Source organism: Sphingobacterium arenae (assembly GCF_014692505.1).
Taxonomy (GTDB): domain Bacteria; phylum Bacteroidota; class Bacteroidia; order Sphingobacteriales; family Sphingobacteriaceae; genus Sphingobacterium; species Sphingobacterium arenae.
The window spans coordinates 1112512-1127762 of the sequence record NZ_JACNYK010000002.1; the positions used below are offsets into that span (position 1 = coordinate 1112512).

The window sequence follows — 15251 nt, forward strand, 5'->3', positions numbered from 1 at the left end:
TTTTAAGTCTCCCATATATTTCTGTTAACAAAACGAAAATTGTCTTACAACATGTGTAAGCAACGCCTTGTCTTATGCAGGTATAATTCTTATCTCCTAATGTTCGACGATAGGGATAAGATAAACAGTAAACAGGAAACAATGGATTTCAAAAACATCGGGCTGATAGCTCCCCTTTTAAAAGCTATCGACGGATTAGGGCACACAGCACCTACCGACATACAGAAGCAGTCTATTCCCTATATCCTCGAAGGAAAGAATATAATAGGTTGTGCACAGACAGGAACCGGAAAAACAGGAGCTTTCGCGATACCACTTTTACATTTATTAGCTACGGAACAACATTCCGGCAAAAAGCCGCGGGCATTGATCGTGGTTCCTACGAGGGAATTGGCCGTACAGATTGACCAGAGTTTCGCCGGTTACGGTAAATATCTCCACATCGAACATATGGTTATTTATGGCGGTGTTTCCCAGGCTAAGCAGGTATCCCGTTTACAAAAAGGTGTGGATATACTTGTTGCTACTCCCGGACGGTTGTTGGACTTAATGAATCAGGGGCATGTAGACCTCAGTGCAGTCCGAAGGTTAATTCTTGACGAAGCAGACAATATGCTCGATATGGGATTTGTAAATGATATCAAAAAAATATTGAAACGTATGCCTGCCCAAAAGCAGACGTTGCTTTTTTCAGCAACCATGCCCAAGGCTATACGAAAATTTGCCGGAGAGATCTTGGATCAACCTGTTGAGGTCACTGTTTCTCCGATATCTTCGACTTCTGAAAAGGTGAGCCAGTCTGTGTTTTTTATAAACAAGAACCAAAAGACTAAGCGGTTGACCAAGATGTTGCTTGATAAAAAAAACATACAGACCCTCATATTTATGCGCACCAAGCATGGTGCAGATCGCTTGGCAAAGTCACTCGGAAGAAGCGGGGTACAGACAGCATGTATACATGGTAATAAATCACAGAATGCTCGGGAAAACGCCCTCCTATCGTTTAAGAATGGTAAGATCAATGTATTTATAGCTACAGATATAGCATCTAGAGGAATTGACATTAAAGAGCTTCCACAGGTCATCAACTACGATCTCCCAGCAGATTCCGAAACATACGTACACCGTATAGGACGTACTGGACGGGCAGGAAATGAAGGGAAAGCCGTTTCATTCTGTAGTGAAGATGAGAGACCGATGCTGGCAAAAATCCAAAAACTGATCGGCTTTCAGGTGCCGATAGCACAATAATCGAATAATTTATCAATAAAACAATAATACAATGCAAGAAGGAACAGTAAAATTCTTTAACGAAACAAAAGGTTTCGGTTTTATCACACCCACAGATGGCGGTGCAGATATTTTTGTCCACACAACTGGACTCATGAGTAACATCCGTGAAAATGATTCGGTGACATTTGACGTAGAGAACGGAAAAAAAGGTGTTAATGCGACGAACGTCCGTGTAGCACGATAAATTCACTACCTCAAAAATTGAGATAGAGGATATAGTGGGGCAAAGTTATTTTGCCCCTCTTTTTTTCTATAGAATGATGAAACAAACTCTTTATTAGCATCGCGCAATACAGCAAGGGACATGTTTGGATAGGCATCGCCTAAGGTTGTATATAATACGAGGAAGAAATTATCGCTATCTAGATAAACTTCATTTCTGTGGCCTTATGGATCAGGGAGGCCGAATTGGTCACGCCAAATTTTTGCAGCAGGTTGCGACGATGGCTTTCCACGGTCAGTGGACTGATGAACATCTGTTCGCCGATTTTTGCGGTGGTATGCCCCTGCGCCATCAGGGCGAGTACCTGGCGCTCGCGCTGGCTAACCGTAGGTATGTCGTCTTGTTTGTTGGTCAGGATAAAGCGCATCTCTTTGCTCAGCACCTGCTCGCCCCGCATCACGGCTTCGATTCCTTCGATCAGTTCGTCGGTAGAGACATTTTTTAGCAGGTATCCCAGTGCTCCCGCTTTTAGCATGCGTACGGCAATGCTTCCCTCGTTGAGATTACTGATGGCAATGACCCGTGTATCTGGATATTTTTTTTTGATGATTTCGGTTGCGTCGATACCATTCATCTCGGGCATATTGATATCCATAAGGATCACATCGACGGCTTCGGTTGTCAAAAATTCGAAAGCGTCTTTCGTGCTGCTAAATGAACCGCGTAGTACGATCGTCGACGTGTTTTTCAAGATAAATTCGAAGCCATTTAACACGAGCGGATGATCATCGATTATAATTACTGAAATCATATTATTCGGCTAGTTCAAATTGAATGTGAAACGCTGCGCCTTTTCCTATGGTTGCATCGATCTCCAAATGCCCATTTAAAATCTCTACCCGGTTACGGATATTAGATAGTCCTATCCCTTCCCGTTTGGAATCATCCATAGAAGGATCAAATCCCTTGCCATTATCTTCGACGGTGATGTAAAAATAACCATCTGCCTCCAAACATTGCACCCAGATCTGGGTCGCACCGCTATGTTTTACAGCATTGGTGAGCAGTTCCTGCACAATCCGGTATACAGCAATCAGAAAAGACTGGCTGTAATCCGTCCGCAGATTAGTGGCTTGAAAATCTATCTGCAACTGCGGTTGATCCATGGCATTGCACAGATCTCGCAGGGATGCCTCCAGCCCCATATACAATAATGACTCTGGCATCATATTACGGGCTATTCGTCGAAGTTCATTCACCGAATGGTCCATTTGGGTGATAATTGTATATAAATCCATTGATGAATCTGTTTGTTGTGTTTTAGCTTCCCTATTTGCAACAGCGGATAATTTGAGCTTCACGGCGGCCAGCATACCGCCCAGACCGTCGTGCAGATCGCGTGCAATCCGGCTGCGTTCTTTTTCTTGCCCTTGCAACATGGCATTGAAGAGGTTGAGTTTTTCCCGCTGTGCAGCCAGTCTCTTTTTGCTTCTGGACGACATGTACCAGATGAGGCTAAGCATCGCGAGCACAATTGTTGTGAGCAGAAAGATACCGGCAAATGTACGTGTGCGCTGAATCGCGAACTGTTGCTGGTGGTTGGCTGCTTTTACCCGTAAGAGTTCATTCTCTTTTTCGGCTGTTTGGTATTTCTTCTCCAGTTCGAGCGTCAATGCTGCGCCTTTATCTGTGAGGAGGGTGTCCAGCACAATTTTATACTTCTCAAACCATTTTACAGATTCCTCATGTGCTCCCAATTGTGCCGCGGTAGTGGCGAGATGATAATAAACTGTTTGCTTATTCTTTAGCGAAGGATTTTTTTCGATGTAGGGCAGTACCTCCCGCAGTTTGGCCATCGCTTGTGCTGGCTGGTTTGCGGTTTTAAATGCTGCAGACTGGCTGAAAAGAGTTGACGCAACCATATCGCTGTTATTTTGCGCTTTTGCGCCCATGAGGGCTTTTTCAAAATGGAAGTTTGCCTGATCGAAATTGACCTGTTTCTGCCAATAGCTTCCTTCTACATCGTGATAAACCGGGAGGTAAGAAGAAGCGGGTACTAATGTTGCAGTATGGGCAGCACTGTCCAGCAGGGTCCGGGCGCGTATACGGTCGTGTTGGAGTAACGCATTACGGGCCGCGTTGACATATAGTGTAAAGCGTTGTTCAGCTGCTTCTTGTTTGCCTTCTAGCAACACCAACGCATTGTTGTAATACTCCTCGGCTTTGCTATATTCTTGCAGATTCATCATTGCCATGGCTACATTCTGAAGATTATTGCCCCAAAGTGTAGAATCCTTAATGCTCTTGGCCATTGGAATAACCTTCGTGATGAGTACCTGCACGTATTCGTGTTCTTTGCCTTCGCGTTGCAAGAGTGCTCCGTAACTTCCCCACAAACGTGCCCGATAGCGTGTCCCTGAAATCTTGTTATTTGTGGGTACGTCTCGGCGGAGGTAGGCGTCTGCCTGCATATATAATTCCTTTGCTTTAGCAGGGTCAATGTTAAATTGAATAGCTGCGCGATAGAAACTTAATAGTCCTTGGTAATAGCTCGTATTCGCTTTGTCACCCAGCAATTTTTGACTATCGGATACATAGTGTAAAGCTTTTTCTATGTCGTAGTCGGACCAGAAGAAGCTTAGTTCCAATAATGCCTCTGCTCTTTCCTCGTTGTTTTCGATATGCTGCACCTGCTTGTACAAACTGTCGCCATATTGTGTCAGCTGCGCTTGTGATTGCGCAAATATATTCACGATGGAAGGTAGTGCATACGCAAGAAGGGACAGTACTTTGTGCATTATTTTAACAGACTGTTTTTTTGAAATTACAGATTATTCTGCAGATTAACAATCTGGAACCACGGACCGTTTTCATCTTACCGCCAAATCATCTGCCCTCCTGCCGTTTCAATCCTGTCTTTGCCTTTCACGAAAACAGGGATTACGCCGGGGCTGTTTGGCGTAATGGTATCCACATTATATTCTTTGCCGTCGTTAGGGATAATCTTTAAAGACCACATCCAGCCAAATGGACCGGTCTGTTTATACTCAGTGCCTACCAACAAATATTTTCCATCGGGCGAAAACTCGGGCACAGATTCTTTAAAATTACTGGTGGTTACCTGTATCAGGTTTGACCCATCCATACCCATGGTGTACACATGGTTTGCGATGCGCACGGCAAGTTGGTTGCCAGCTGGATTGACGGCCACGTCGCCCCAGTCTTCGTAATTCATCTCTTTGACCAAACTACCGGATGTATACGGCGGATCTAAACGAATAATATAATTGTTGTGTACAATCAACAGCGAATTGCCGGGGAGCCATAAGCATTGGTCGTTGAAACCGAATTCCTGCCCGTTGATATCGTGGATTCGGCCGACAAACTCGCCATTTCGTTTTAAGATCGTGATACCGTCTTCCTTATCGTTTGAAAGCACCAGGATATGACTGTTATCATACGACAGATACCCCGTACAGTATGCATTCAGTCCGGGACTATGGTACACAAACTCCTCTACAATACTGCCATTGTTAATGTCGCTGAGGGTAAAACGTATGGGATATTGGCCGAATGTCTGTTCATCCACCACAGTGAGTTTGTATTTGCCATCCCGGGAGATGTCAAAATTGTTGAGGTCGGAATCATCGGGAATAAAGGCCGATCCTATTCCGTCTGGCAGACTCACTTTGAGGATTCCCTCAGTCGCCCAGTCGTAATATATCGTTCCTTTTAACGCGGATGGATAACCACCCTCGTCGCCATCTGGTCCGTTGTCATCTTTTGAACAGCTTACACTGAAGATAAACGATAAGCCAATGAATGTTAGTATGAAAGCGCTTCGATTTACCATGCTTTTTAAATTTACGTAGCTATTTAGTTCCATTTTTCGAGTCGGTGCTGTTACCCATATGTCAACGACAGGTAACGTATACATCGTTTTATAACAAAGTTAACCACCATAACGTGGCGAATCAATCCACGAAAACAAGGATTTTGACACGGCATGGAGACGTAATCATAAAGCAGCTCTAAAGCCTTTGTTCACAACCGTTATGCCTGTTTTTGATATTAATTGGTCAGTTAACCTAACTCGCTTAAATAACGGCGAAATCGTCTTGTTTCTTGTTACGAATATCAGATTGCCGCACCCCTCTAATGTAGCAATATGGATGAATTAAAAGATATGGCATCAACAGCCGTTAATTTTTATTTCTTAGACTGCAAAGTGAAAGATGGGATTCCGAAATTTAGTTACCAACTGAAAGAGGGCTGGTCCAGTGTGCAGATTGGTAAGACATTGTTTAAAAATGAGGGACTTTATGACCTCAGTATCTCATAATTACCATTAAAATAATTTTATATAAGGTTCGAACATAAATATTTGTCCTCTTTTACCACCAGTCATTTCTTTTAATATATCATACTGCTCCATTTCATCAATAATTTTGTAGGCAGTTGGCATTGATACGCCTGTAAATTCTACTACCTGTTGGGCGTTGATGATGGGGCGTTGATATAAATGGTCTAATATATTGAGTAAATGGTGGCTTCGTATGCTTTTCCTTTGTATTAATTCTTCCTTTTCCTTTTTCAATTTTAATATGGCATCGAATGTAGCAACCCCACTTTTCGCTGTTTCTATGATGCCTACTAAAAAAAACTTCAGCCACTGTTTCATATCACTATGCGTACGAACACGCATTAAATTATCGTAATATAGTCCTCGATTGCGTTCAAAAAAATCCGATAAATATAAAATAGGTTTTTTAAGAATTCCTTTATCTACCAAGTAAAGCGTAATCAATAAACGCCCTACGCGACCATTTCCATCCAAAAAAGGGTGAATGGTCTCAAACTGGTAATGTATCAATGCAATCTTTAACAAATCAGGAAAAAAGTATTCATCGTTATGAGCAAATTTCTCCAAATCATTCATCAATTCCGGCACAGAAGTATGTACAGGTGGTATAAAAGTAGCATCATTTATACTGGCACCACCTATCCAATTTTGACTGGTACGGAATGCGCCAGGTAATTTATGTTCTCCACGGACACTTTGCAATAATATACGATGTGTATCACGGATCAACCGAGATGAAAAAGGTAAATCGTGGAGTTTCTGAATAGCTTTGTTCATAGCCTCTATATAATTATGAACTTCTACCCAATCGTCTCTTCGCTCAACTCCCAAATCTTCTTTATCCAAAAAAGCATCTTCTATATTGATTTGTGTACCTTCAATCTTACTACTCTTTGTTGCTTCCTTGGCGACGTGCATACTAATGAACAAATCGATATTGGGGATATATTCGGAATACATATCCAAACGCCCCATCTGTCGGTCGGCTTGGGACAGCAATTGTTGTATCTCCATATCGTCCAATAGCCATTGCTTGTTCAATTCGGCAGGCTGAAAGCTTCTGTAATATCCTTGGTTAATATAGGTTCCTGCTTTGAAATCTTTCATTAGAATAGAATTTATGATAGTATTTTAAATACGACACATGCTTATTTAAAATTTAATAAGCTAAATTAAACAAAGATATTCTTATTTAAAAATCATCGCATATTTTTAAACAAGGAACTAGAAAAGTTATTTTTGACACCGCAACAATAACTGAAAGAATGCCTACTTTTCTTGTCTTAGGCGAAGCGCAATTAAAAGCGATTCTCGTACTATTGCACTGATAACAGTTATGCGTATACGATGAGAACAGTAAGATTTTGTATCAACATGAGCCTTGACGGTTACTGTGACCACACCGCTTTCAGTCCCGATGAAGCGGTTTTAGATTACTTTACTGCCATGATGGACGATGTTGACCTGCTTTTCTTTGGTCGCAGCATGTATCAGCTTATGTTTCCCTACTGGCGCGAAGTTGCCAGAGATCAGTCTGGCAGCCCCGCAGAAAATCGATTTGCTGAAAAGCTTAGCGCTATGGATAGCGTTGTCATTTCCCGGTCGTTGGACACTGTCGACGAAAACGTTCGTATCGTCCGTGGCGATCCTACGGGAGTACTTCTGAAATTGAAGCAGCAAGTCGGAAAAACCATTCTGATGGACAGTATCAGCCTGCTTCCCGAAATGATTGCCGTCGGTCTTATCGATGAATTTTTTCTTGTTATCCATCCTGTTATCGTAGGTAATGGCAGACATTTGCTAGATACTGGAAGCCTGCATGAGAAACTTAATCTCAAACTGGTCGATACCATCAAATTTAAATCTGGATCTATAGCACTCCATTACGTGAAATCCGGTTTATAATTGCGCACTACTGCAAGGAACATGTTCACACATTGAAGCTAAACAACTTTCAATACATGAATTTGCTCTTTATGTCAACGAACAAGTCCGCAATGTAACGTTACAAAGGCGCTAACTACAGTGAGTGGTTGGGGCTATGTATATGTACAAAATGGAAGATTCTATTGCTTTACAATAAAAGTTTATTGTTACCTTTATTGGTATAATGAATTATGAACGATACCATTAAGTTATGAGTAAAACCAAAACAGAACTAAAAGCAGTAGCTATAGCTGATGATGTCCTTGCCAACAAAATATACGAGTGTCCTTAACCAGTCGGTGAATAGAAATATTGATCGTTTTCCTGAGGATTTCATGTTTCAACTAAGTAAAGATGAGTGGGAAAACTTGAAATCACAAATTGTGATATCAAGTTGGGGAGGTAGACGGAAAGAACCTCTAGTATTTACCGAACATGGTGTACTAATGTTGTCGAGTGTACTAAACAGCAAACAAGCCATAGCAATTAATATACAGATTATGCGCGTTTTCACGAAGTTGCGTCAGTTCCTGACAGACAACTCTCATATACAACATGAGATTACAGAAATGAGATTAGCTATTGAAAAGCTTTCAAAAAAACAAAAAGGTCACGACCAAAATATAGAACTGCTTTTTGAATACATCGACCGCTTGCAGGAAAATGCACCCCATGCCTCTTCCAAAGGAGTAACGGTGGTCAAGGGGTTTGATGTTGGAAATAGTTTTAATCGAGAATAGACTGTTATTTTAAAGATCGGTACGATCAGTTATATAAAATTAGAATATGAAAAAAAGTTATGGTTTTGAAGTCTCACTGAACGGAGAGAAACTTGCGCGAGCCGGAATACCCAAGGATAATTATGTGGTGAATTGTATCGTGGATGCTGTTCATAGGAAAGATGGCAGCGAAGAATTGTACTTGCGCATTGGTGGGTTAGATAGCGATGCACAGATGCATGTCGGTTGGTTTGGTGAGCAAATTAAAATTGGTGATAAAATATCGATAGAAGTAATAGACGACCAATTTGATGAACCAACCTCTATAAGCAAAAAATTCACTGAAGAGGAGATCAGAGCGCAAAAAATGAAACACTATCTTCATCTGAAAGAGGAGCTGCAGGATTATTTGGAGGATTAGAATTTATGATAACATACATGCGAATGTCGATGCCGACAAACCTGAGTGATCGACTTTTGCTGATCTTTTTAAGAGTGCTAAAGTTTATGAATAAAGGGAGATAGTTAAATTATTAATCCATGACTAATGACAATCTAAAATACGGCATAGAATATTTAGAGCGTGCGCATATGGCGTCTTCTTCGCATCGGACTGAGATGGAAAATAGTTCTCTATGCGAATGCTTTTATTGCCTAGCTACCTTCACTTCTAAAGAAATAATAGAGTGGATTGATGAGCCTAACGGTGGGGAGACAGCGATCTGCCCTAAATGTGGTATTGATTCTGTATTGGGTTCAAAATATCCGATTGCAGATGCTGTATTTTTGGAAGAGATGAACAAATATTGGTTTTGAGGTATAGTTAAGTAAGATAAAAAAGCATACCACGACCTAATCAATGAAAGCTAATGACGATAGATAAGATTTTAGAAATTGGTATTGACAACAAAGAGCGACTCTTTATCAAGCCAGACAAAGAACGCTTTACTTTGATTTATAGAACAGCAACGGAGATTCATTGGGACAATGACGGACTTTTTCTTTATTCGCCAAAACCTAGAGAGTGGACATATTTTGATTGGTTCAGACATATCACAGTTGTGACAGAAACTGAATGTAACTGCAAACTCATTTTGACTGAACAAACCTTATGGACAAATATTTCAGACGAATTAAAACGACAAATAATTGAAATCGATATTTGAAGAATAAGACACCAGGCATTACGGTTCAAAACGTGCCATTTTAGTTTGAATTAATTGGATTTTGCGGTAAAAAGATTAACGTAAAAGGAGTTGATATACTATTGTATCAAAACAACCATGAGGATTTTATTTCTCTTACTGATATCGCGCGACATAAAGATCCTCATCATACGGATGACTTGGTCAAAAACTGGATGAGAAATCGTAATACCATTGAGCTGTTGGGCTTTTGGGAAACAATCTACAACCCAGACTTTAAACCCGTCGAATTCGACGGGTTTAGAATGCAAGCAGGTTTGAACAGACCTGATCCCAAGGTACGACAACGTTTTTGATTCCATAGGATTGAGCTAACGAGCACCTGTTGCTGTCTCAAGACAGGCAGCTGGACGGATAACCGTATTTTTCTATTATATTTACTTTTGGTTATATGCACGATCTGTTTTTAAATATTGTAGTTATACAAAATGAGGAACTCATCCTGCGTGAAACCACGCGGAAGCCCTCCATAAGAGGTAATCTCTATGCGGTCGCCAAATATAGATGGTAGACACTTTCAAAATAAAGTTCGGGCAAAATTATAATTTGCACTATCTTGCTTATCGGCTCAACTTTTACTATATTTATACTTGTTTTCAAAGGAGGATTTATGACTACGACTACAAAAAGATTAAACAACCAAGACGAAAGAAAACTTGTTTCCAAAGCCGCTAAAAAAGCTTCTTCTACAGCATTCAGAATTTCAACTGCCTTAGAATTGCCTATAAAGATTGTACAAGGGACTAAAATAATCTTGAAAGGAGCGGACGGTAGCTCAAAAGAGATCAAAGAAATCAGCAAAGTGAAAAGCAGAGTGTCTCTTAGTAAAGGAACAAAAATATGTCTGCAGCCAAAAGGTTAAGAATCTTTGCGGGTCCGAATGGATCTGGTAAATCAACCCTTTTCACCACTATAGCTGAGCAATTTCGTGTTGGGCATTTTATTAATGCTGATGACATAGAAAAAGAAATTGCTACCAAGGGATTTATAAATATAGACTCGTTCAATCTACATTTATTACAGAAAGATCTAGATAATTTTAAAACTGAAGAAAATACAATTTCCCTGATCGAAAAAGCAGGGTTGGAAGGTCACGTCATCGATGTAGAGATACGAGAAAACGTCATAATAGATAAATCCAAAAATACGCACAGTTACGAAGCTTCTATGATTACAGCTTTTCTAAGGAAGCACCTCTTACTAAAAGGTATAAGTTATTCCTTTGAATCAGTAATGAGCCACCCTTCTAAATTAGAAGAAATCAAAGAAGCCAAAAAACTAGGTTACAAAACTTATCTGTACTTCGTATGTCTGCAAGATCCAGAAATCAACGTATCTCGAGTATATAATAGAGTTGAAAAGGGTGGACATCCTGTAGATCCAGAGCGCATTATAAAAAGATATGACGCCACATTACAAAATCTACTACCCGCACTCTTGTTGGTGGACAAGGCATATATATTTGATAATTCTTCAAGCAGTATGGAGTTAGTAGCCGAAGTAGTCAATGGGCAAATTGAAATTTTAGTCAACGAAAACAAAGTTCCTAACTGGTTTATCCAAAATGTAGTAAATAAGATAGCTTAAATAAAAAAAGATAATCCGAAGAAAATTTAACAGACCCTACTTCTGAAAACGCTTTCATTATCGAACATAGAGATAAGGAGTCGAGTTATTCCGATAAATGGAGAAATTGACCACTAGCCGCTGACGAGGCATGTATGACAGGAAAACACACATCTTCTGGGACCAAAATAACCATCAAGCAGGGCGATGTAGTGAAGCTTGAGCTTATTGATTATAGGGAAGGTTCTGATGGGGAGTAAAAGACTTAGCCGTCAGTTACATGTTCATTGCGCACTACAGCAAGGGACACATGGATTTGCTCGTTATATCAACGAACAAGTTCACAATATAAAGTGACAAAGCCACCAACTACATTGATTTATTGGTTAAGTCGCTGTACATAGCCGCAAAGTACTTTACAATAAAGGTTTATGATTACCTTTATTAGTATAATGAATTATAAACGAGACCAAAATATAGAACTGCTCTTTGAATACATTGACCGACTGCAGGAGAAACAAGGCACCTCTCCTATCGCGGCAAAAGCAAAAAGGGTAATGGGTTTTAGAATAGGAGACAACTAAAGCATGAAGAACCGGTTATATATATTATTTTTTTTATTATCTGTTGGTCAAGCATTTGGACAGACTAGCTTTACTATCTCCGGTTACGGAAAGAAGTTACAAGAAGGGGACACACTATACCTGTCGTACGTAGAAAAGGGCAACCATATTTTAGAAAGTACAACAGCCGTAAACCAGCGTTTTTCTTTTACCGGTGTGGTTAAACACCCGACAAAGGCGAACATCTACAGGAATGAGAACCCAGAAGTGGTAGAATTTACTACCGAGTCGGTAAGTATATATTTAGAACCGGGTGATATAAAAATTATTAGTCCTGACACGTTAACAGGGGCGGAAATAAGCGGGACCCCTTTAAATGATACATTACAGCTATTACACCGTCAGCTGGCTACCGTGTGGAAAAGGATGAAATCCATAAAAGACCCCGATTTATTCGATGAAACAGAAAAAAAAGATACAGCATTACTACAGCACAATAAAAGAGAACTTGATAAAGCTTATTACGAAGGAGCAGATGTCCAATTAGCTTTTGCAAACCAATATCCGAACTCGTATGTAAGCTTAGACATATTGCATCAGCTCTCACGAATTAACACCTATATTTTCAAGGTAGAAAAGGTATACAATAAACTTGCGGAGTCACTAAAAAATACAGAAAAAGGAAAAACTATTAGCGAAAGAATCAAAAAGAAGAGCCAAGTAATGGCAGGCATGAAAGCCATTGATTTCAGCATGGAGAATACAGATGGTAAGATAATAAGGCTATTCGAATTTGAAGGCAAGTATCTCCTTTTAGATTTTTGGGCTTCTTGGTGCGGTCCCTGTCGGGAAGAACATACGAACCTCATCAATGCCTATCAGCACTATCGGGATAGAGGTTTCGCTATTTTGAGTGTATCCATAGATACAGACAAAAACAAATGGAAGGAACACCATAAGGCTTATGTATCAAGAGGAAGTGCTTATTTCGATCTAAAAGATTATCCCAGTGCTATAAATGATTATTCTAAAGCAATACACATAGATCCTAAAAACGCTGAAGTGTATACTTATCGAGGCAGAACATATTACGAATGTGATAGTATCGAGTTAGCACTCGCAGATTATAACAAGGCGATACAGCTGAAAGATAAATTAGCTATCGCTTATTATCAAAGAGGTCTACTGAGGTTTACAAACAAAGACTTGGCAGGTGGCTGTCAAGACTTTAAGAAAGCTGCCGATCTCGGTGACGAAGAATCGGCAGAAACTGTCAAGAAGTATTGTAACGAATTTTTGTAAAAGTTTATTGTTATCTTTAGTACAATGAATTATGAACAATACCATTAAAGTTATGATTAAAATCTATAAAGTTTTTTCATGATGAGACATGTTCTTAAAAAATATAATTATGAAAAATATCGAAATAAAACTTGCGTCCGCAAATGACGCTATTAAAATAGAACCGATTTTTTCGCTATATCGGGAATTCTACGGAATGGAAAAAGATAGTCCGGGAACAATAGATTTTCTACGAAAAAGACTGGGAAACAATGAGTCAATCTTACTCTATGCAGAAAGAAATGGAAGTATTATCGGATTTGCCCAGCTCTACCCTACTTTTTCTTCGGCTTCGTTAAGAAAAGCATACGTATTAAATGATCTTTATGTTATAGAAACTGAAAGGAAACAAGGGATAGCGAAATTATTAATAAACGAGAGTATAGAAATTGCAGAAAGAGACGAATGTGTTAGAATTTCTTTAAGTACCGCAAAAGATAATCCCGCTCAAACCCTCTATGAAAAAATGGGGTTCAAAGAAAGTTTATTTAAATTTTATAATTATAATATATGAGAATTGAATTGAGGTCGCAAAATGCGACCACAGGATATTGCCAACGCGTATTAGTATACACACCTTCCACGATGGCGGATTTATTAATATGCCGCAATACAAATTCGTGCGCTTGCTCGGCCTGCTCTCTGATATGCACGTCAATGGTTTTCTGATCAGGTGTCTGTAGCTTTGAATCAACGGATTGGGTCGCCAGGGGTGAAGAACCGATTATAAGGTATTTGGAAAAGGTTCGTAATGGTACGGACAGGAACTAAATGAATTATACCATTATCAAATAAAAAAAACAGCTGTATATACTGTATTTTAACGAACAAAAAGATAAGTTTTTTGATGTTCATATCTCAAAAAAAACTTCGATTTATTTATAAAAAAAGTAATGAAGGTATTTGATTCTCATTTTCATATTATTAATCCGGATTATCCGCTGACTCCCAACAACGGATATCTTCCATATCCATTCACAGTGGCAGATTACAGAAATAGCACTAAAATGATAGATATTAGAGGGGGTGCAATTGTATCTGGATCGTTTCAGGCATTCGAACAGGAGTATCTTATTCATGCTTTAAAAGACCTAGGCAAGGACTACGTGGGCGTTGCCAATATACCCCTGGATATGCCTCACGATGAGTTAAAGCGCTTGGATGATGCGGGCGTGGTAGCAGTAAGATTTAATGTAAATAGAGGTGGGTCTGAAACGATAGAGAACGTGGGCCGGTTATCAAATGAACTGTTCGATAAATTTGGATGGCATGCAGAGCTATATATCAATAGCAGAGAACTTTCTGATCTTAAACATTTACTACTTTCGATACCCTCTTTTAGTATCGATCATTTGGGGCTTTCGAAAGATGGCCTTGACAACCTTTACTACTGGGCTGAAAAAGGTGTAAAAGTAAAGGCGACAGGGTTTGGCCGCCTTGATTTTGAACCTATCAAAGTAATAAGGGAGTTGTATAAGATTAATCCCGATGGTATCATGTTTGGGAGCGATCTTCCCTCTACAAGATCCAAAACTCCATTTTCTATAAAAGATCTGGAATTGCTGACGGACAACTTTTCGGAGGTTGAATTAGATAAGATTCTATTTTCTAATGCTTACAACTTTTATAAAAAAAATGCTGCACCGGACGGGGTTATAACATCGCACCCGCATCCTGATCAGCCACCACGTTGATGAAACGTGCATGTAGTTGCAGTCCCTCCGCCCACAGCGATATCAATCCATACGGAGCACCTTATCCATCAACTGACCGAAATACGACTAACCATATAGCAAATCGCTAAAAAAACAAAAAGGTCACGACCAAAATATAGAACTGCTCTTTGAATACATCGACCGATTGCAGGAAAATACACCCCACACCTCCTCTAAAGGAGTAACGGTGGTCAAGGGGTTTGATGTTGGGAACAACAAGAAGTGAAATATGGGGACGTATTACGTAGACTTTATTAAGACCTTATTCGCATCTTGTTCGGAAGATTACCGGCATTCTACCGGTAAGTTACCGAGGATTTACCGTGTTACGCACGGTAAATCCTCGGTAAATACACGGTAAATCATCGTTGAACGGGCGAACAGAGTCCGAACAGTG

19 protein-coding genes are annotated in these 15251 nt (G+C 39.9%); 15 read left to right on the forward strand and 4 right to left on the reverse strand.

The window, feature by feature from the left end; all coding sequences use genetic code 11:
* The first annotated feature begins 141 nt into the window (after positions 1 to 141).
* Together H8B17_RS11100 and H8B17_RS11105 are read left to right on the forward strand one after the other, a co-directional pair.
* Positions 142 to 1251, forward strand: coding sequence for a DEAD/DEAH box helicase (locus H8B17_RS11100; RefSeq protein WP_190309225.1), 1110 nt, complete (start codon positions 142 to 144; stop codon positions 1249 to 1251).
* A 31-nt stretch (positions 1252 to 1282) separates the two neighbouring features.
* Positions 1283 to 1477 carry a cold-shock protein gene (locus H8B17_RS11105; protein ID WP_165295890.1) on the forward strand — a complete coding sequence of 65 codons (195 nt, stop codon included), beginning with the start codon at positions 1283 to 1285 and terminating at the stop codon, positions 1475 to 1477.
* A gap of 178 nt (positions 1478 to 1655) precedes the next feature.
* Here H8B17_RS11105 and H8B17_RS11110 read toward each other — a convergent pair whose 3' ends face one another.
* The 3 genes from H8B17_RS11110 to H8B17_RS11120 all read right to left on the reverse strand — a co-directional run bounded on the left by H8B17_RS11110 (position 1656) and on the right by H8B17_RS11120 (position 5309).
* The gene (locus tag H8B17_RS11110; protein ID WP_190309226.1) at positions 1656 to 2267 is read right to left on the reverse strand and encodes a response regulator; all 612 of its coding nucleotides are present in this window, start codon (positions 2265 to 2267) and stop codon (positions 1656 to 1658) included.
* A 1-nt stretch (position 2268) separates the two neighbouring features.
* Positions 2269 to 4254: a tetratricopeptide repeat-containing sensor histidine kinase gene (locus tag H8B17_RS11115; protein ID WP_190309227.1), complete on the reverse strand. Its 1986-nt coding sequence runs from the start codon at positions 4252 to 4254 to the stop codon at positions 2269 to 2271.
* Between the two features lie 77 nt (positions 4255 to 4331).
* Positions 4332 to 5309, reverse strand: a complete 978-nt coding sequence (locus H8B17_RS11120; RefSeq protein ID WP_190309228.1) for a TolB-like translocation protein — start codon at positions 5307 to 5309, stop codon at positions 4332 to 4334.
* Between the two features lie 333 nt (positions 5310 to 5642).
* On the opposite strand from H8B17_RS11120, the gene H8B17_RS11125 reads away from it, so the two are divergent.
* Positions 5643 to 5798, forward strand: a complete 156-nt coding sequence (locus H8B17_RS11125; protein WP_190309229.1) for a hypothetical protein — start codon at positions 5643 to 5645, stop codon at positions 5796 to 5798.
* A 6-nt stretch (positions 5799 to 5804) separates the two neighbouring features.
* Here the strand turns inward: H8B17_RS11125 and H8B17_RS11130 are convergent, their stop codons facing one another.
* A complete protein-coding gene (locus H8B17_RS11130) occupies positions 5805 to 6926 on the reverse strand; it encodes a Fic family protein (RefSeq protein ID WP_190309230.1) in 1122 nt (373 codons plus the stop codon).
* A gap of 240 nt (positions 6927 to 7166) precedes the next feature.
* On the opposite strand from H8B17_RS11130, the gene H8B17_RS11135 reads away from it, so the two are divergent.
* From H8B17_RS11135 to H8B17_RS11185, 12 genes are all read left to right on the forward strand, one after another.
* Positions 7167 to 7724 (forward strand): dihydrofolate reductase family protein, encoded by a 558-nt coding sequence (locus tag H8B17_RS11135; RefSeq protein ID WP_190309231.1) that lies wholly within the window; start codon positions 7167 to 7169, stop codon positions 7722 to 7724.
* 275 nt (positions 7725 to 7999) lie between these two features.
* Entirely contained in the window at positions 8000 to 8485 is a 486-nt protein-coding gene (locus H8B17_RS11140) for an ORF6N domain-containing protein (RefSeq protein WP_190309232.1), read from the forward strand.
* 46 nt (positions 8486 to 8531) lie between these two features.
* Complete coding sequence (locus H8B17_RS11145; RefSeq protein WP_190309233.1) at positions 8532 to 8885, forward strand: hypothetical protein; 354 nt, start codon at positions 8532 to 8534, stop codon at positions 8883 to 8885.
* 119 nt (positions 8886 to 9004) lie between these two features.
* Complete coding sequence (locus H8B17_RS11150) at positions 9005 to 9280, forward strand: hypothetical protein (RefSeq protein ID WP_223816496.1); 276 nt, start codon at positions 9005 to 9007, stop codon at positions 9278 to 9280.
* Positions 9281 to 9333: 53 nt separating this feature from the next.
* Positions 9334 to 9630: a hypothetical protein gene (locus H8B17_RS11155; protein ID WP_190309234.1), complete on the forward strand. Its 297-nt coding sequence runs from the start codon at positions 9334 to 9336 to the stop codon at positions 9628 to 9630.
* Positions 9631 to 9731: 101 nt separating this feature from the next.
* Positions 9732 to 9965 carry a KilA-N domain-containing protein gene (locus H8B17_RS11160; RefSeq protein ID WP_223816497.1) on the forward strand — a complete coding sequence of 78 codons (234 nt, stop codon included), beginning with the start codon at positions 9732 to 9734 and terminating at the stop codon, positions 9963 to 9965.
* A gap of 314 nt (positions 9966 to 10279) precedes the next feature.
* Positions 10280 to 10531, forward strand: coding sequence for a hypothetical protein (locus H8B17_RS11165; protein ID WP_190309235.1), 252 nt, complete (start codon positions 10280 to 10282; stop codon positions 10529 to 10531).
* A complete protein-coding gene (locus tag H8B17_RS11170; protein ID WP_190309236.1) occupies positions 10510 to 11256 on the forward strand; it encodes a zeta toxin family protein in 747 nt (248 codons plus the stop codon). The genes H8B17_RS11165 and H8B17_RS11170 overlap by 22 nt, the downstream gene beginning before the upstream one ends.
* A gap of 431 nt (positions 11257 to 11687) precedes the next feature.
* Positions 11688 to 11819, forward strand: coding sequence for a hypothetical protein (locus H8B17_RS20770; RefSeq protein ID WP_262713639.1), 132 nt, complete (start codon positions 11688 to 11690; stop codon positions 11817 to 11819).
* A gap of 3 nt (positions 11820 to 11822) precedes the next feature.
* Positions 11823 to 13100: a TlpA disulfide reductase family protein gene (locus H8B17_RS11175; RefSeq protein ID WP_190309237.1), complete on the forward strand. Its 1278-nt coding sequence runs from the start codon at positions 11823 to 11825 to the stop codon at positions 13098 to 13100.
* Between the two features lie 109 nt (positions 13101 to 13209).
* Positions 13210 to 13653, forward strand: coding sequence for a GNAT family N-acetyltransferase (locus H8B17_RS11180; RefSeq protein WP_190309238.1), 444 nt, complete (start codon positions 13210 to 13212; stop codon positions 13651 to 13653).
* A gap of 379 nt (positions 13654 to 14032) precedes the next feature.
* On the forward strand, positions 14033 to 14833 hold the full coding sequence (locus H8B17_RS11185) for an amidohydrolase family protein (protein ID WP_190309239.1): 801 nt from the start codon (positions 14033 to 14035) through the stop codon (positions 14831 to 14833).
* The last annotated feature ends 418 nt before the right edge of the window (positions 14834 to 15251 follow it).

Excerpts from the sequence above, each read along its gene's own strand:
- H8B17_RS11100 (WP_190309225.1), top strand. The coding sequence starts at position 142 with ATGGATTTCAAAAACATCGGGCTGATAGCTCCCCTTTTAAAAGCTATC.
- H8B17_RS11105 (WP_165295890.1), top strand. The coding sequence starts at position 1,283 with ATGCAAGAAGGAACAGTAAAATTCTTTAACGAAACAAAAGGTTTCGGT.
- H8B17_RS11110 (WP_190309226.1), bottom strand. The coding sequence starts at position 2,267 with ATGATTTCAGTAATTATAATCGATGATCATCCGCTCGTGTTAAATGGC.
- H8B17_RS11115 (WP_190309227.1), bottom strand. The coding sequence starts at position 4,254 with ATGCACAAAGTACTGTCCCTTCTTGCGTATGCACTACCTTCCATCGTG.
- H8B17_RS11120 (WP_190309228.1), bottom strand. The coding sequence starts at position 5,309 with ATGGTAAATCGAAGCGCTTTCATACTAACATTCATTGGCTTATCGTTT.
- H8B17_RS11125 (WP_190309229.1), top strand. The coding sequence starts at position 5,643 with ATGGCATCAACAGCCGTTAATTTTTATTTCTTAGACTGCAAAGTGAAA.
- H8B17_RS11130 (WP_190309230.1), bottom strand. The coding sequence starts at position 6,926 with ATGAAAGATTTCAAAGCAGGAACCTATATTAACCAAGGATATTACAGA.
- H8B17_RS11135 (WP_190309231.1), top strand. The coding sequence starts at position 7,167 with ATGAGAACAGTAAGATTTTGTATCAACATGAGCCTTGACGGTTACTGT.
- H8B17_RS11140 (WP_190309232.1), top strand. The coding sequence starts at position 8,000 with ATGATGTCCTTGCCAACAAAATATACGAGTGTCCTTAACCAGTCGGTG.
- H8B17_RS11145 (WP_190309233.1), top strand. The coding sequence starts at position 8,532 with ATGAAAAAAAGTTATGGTTTTGAAGTCTCACTGAACGGAGAGAAACTT.
- H8B17_RS11150 (WP_223816496.1), top strand. The coding sequence starts at position 9,005 with ATGACTAATGACAATCTAAAATACGGCATAGAATATTTAGAGCGTGCG.
- H8B17_RS11155 (WP_190309234.1), top strand. The coding sequence starts at position 9,334 with ATGACGATAGATAAGATTTTAGAAATTGGTATTGACAACAAAGAGCGA.
- H8B17_RS11165 (WP_190309235.1), top strand. The coding sequence starts at position 10,280 with ATGACTACGACTACAAAAAGATTAAACAACCAAGACGAAAGAAAACTT.
- H8B17_RS11170 (WP_190309236.1), top strand. The coding sequence starts at position 10,510 with ATGTCTGCAGCCAAAAGGTTAAGAATCTTTGCGGGTCCGAATGGATCT.
- H8B17_RS20770 (WP_262713639.1), top strand. The coding sequence starts at position 11,688 with ATGAATTATAAACGAGACCAAAATATAGAACTGCTCTTTGAATACATT.
- H8B17_RS11175 (WP_190309237.1), top strand. The coding sequence starts at position 11,823 with ATGAAGAACCGGTTATATATATTATTTTTTTTATTATCTGTTGGTCAA.
- H8B17_RS11180 (WP_190309238.1), top strand. The coding sequence starts at position 13,210 with ATGAAAAATATCGAAATAAAACTTGCGTCCGCAAATGACGCTATTAAA.
- H8B17_RS11185 (WP_190309239.1), top strand. The coding sequence starts at position 14,033 with ATGAAGGTATTTGATTCTCATTTTCATATTATTAATCCGGATTATCCG.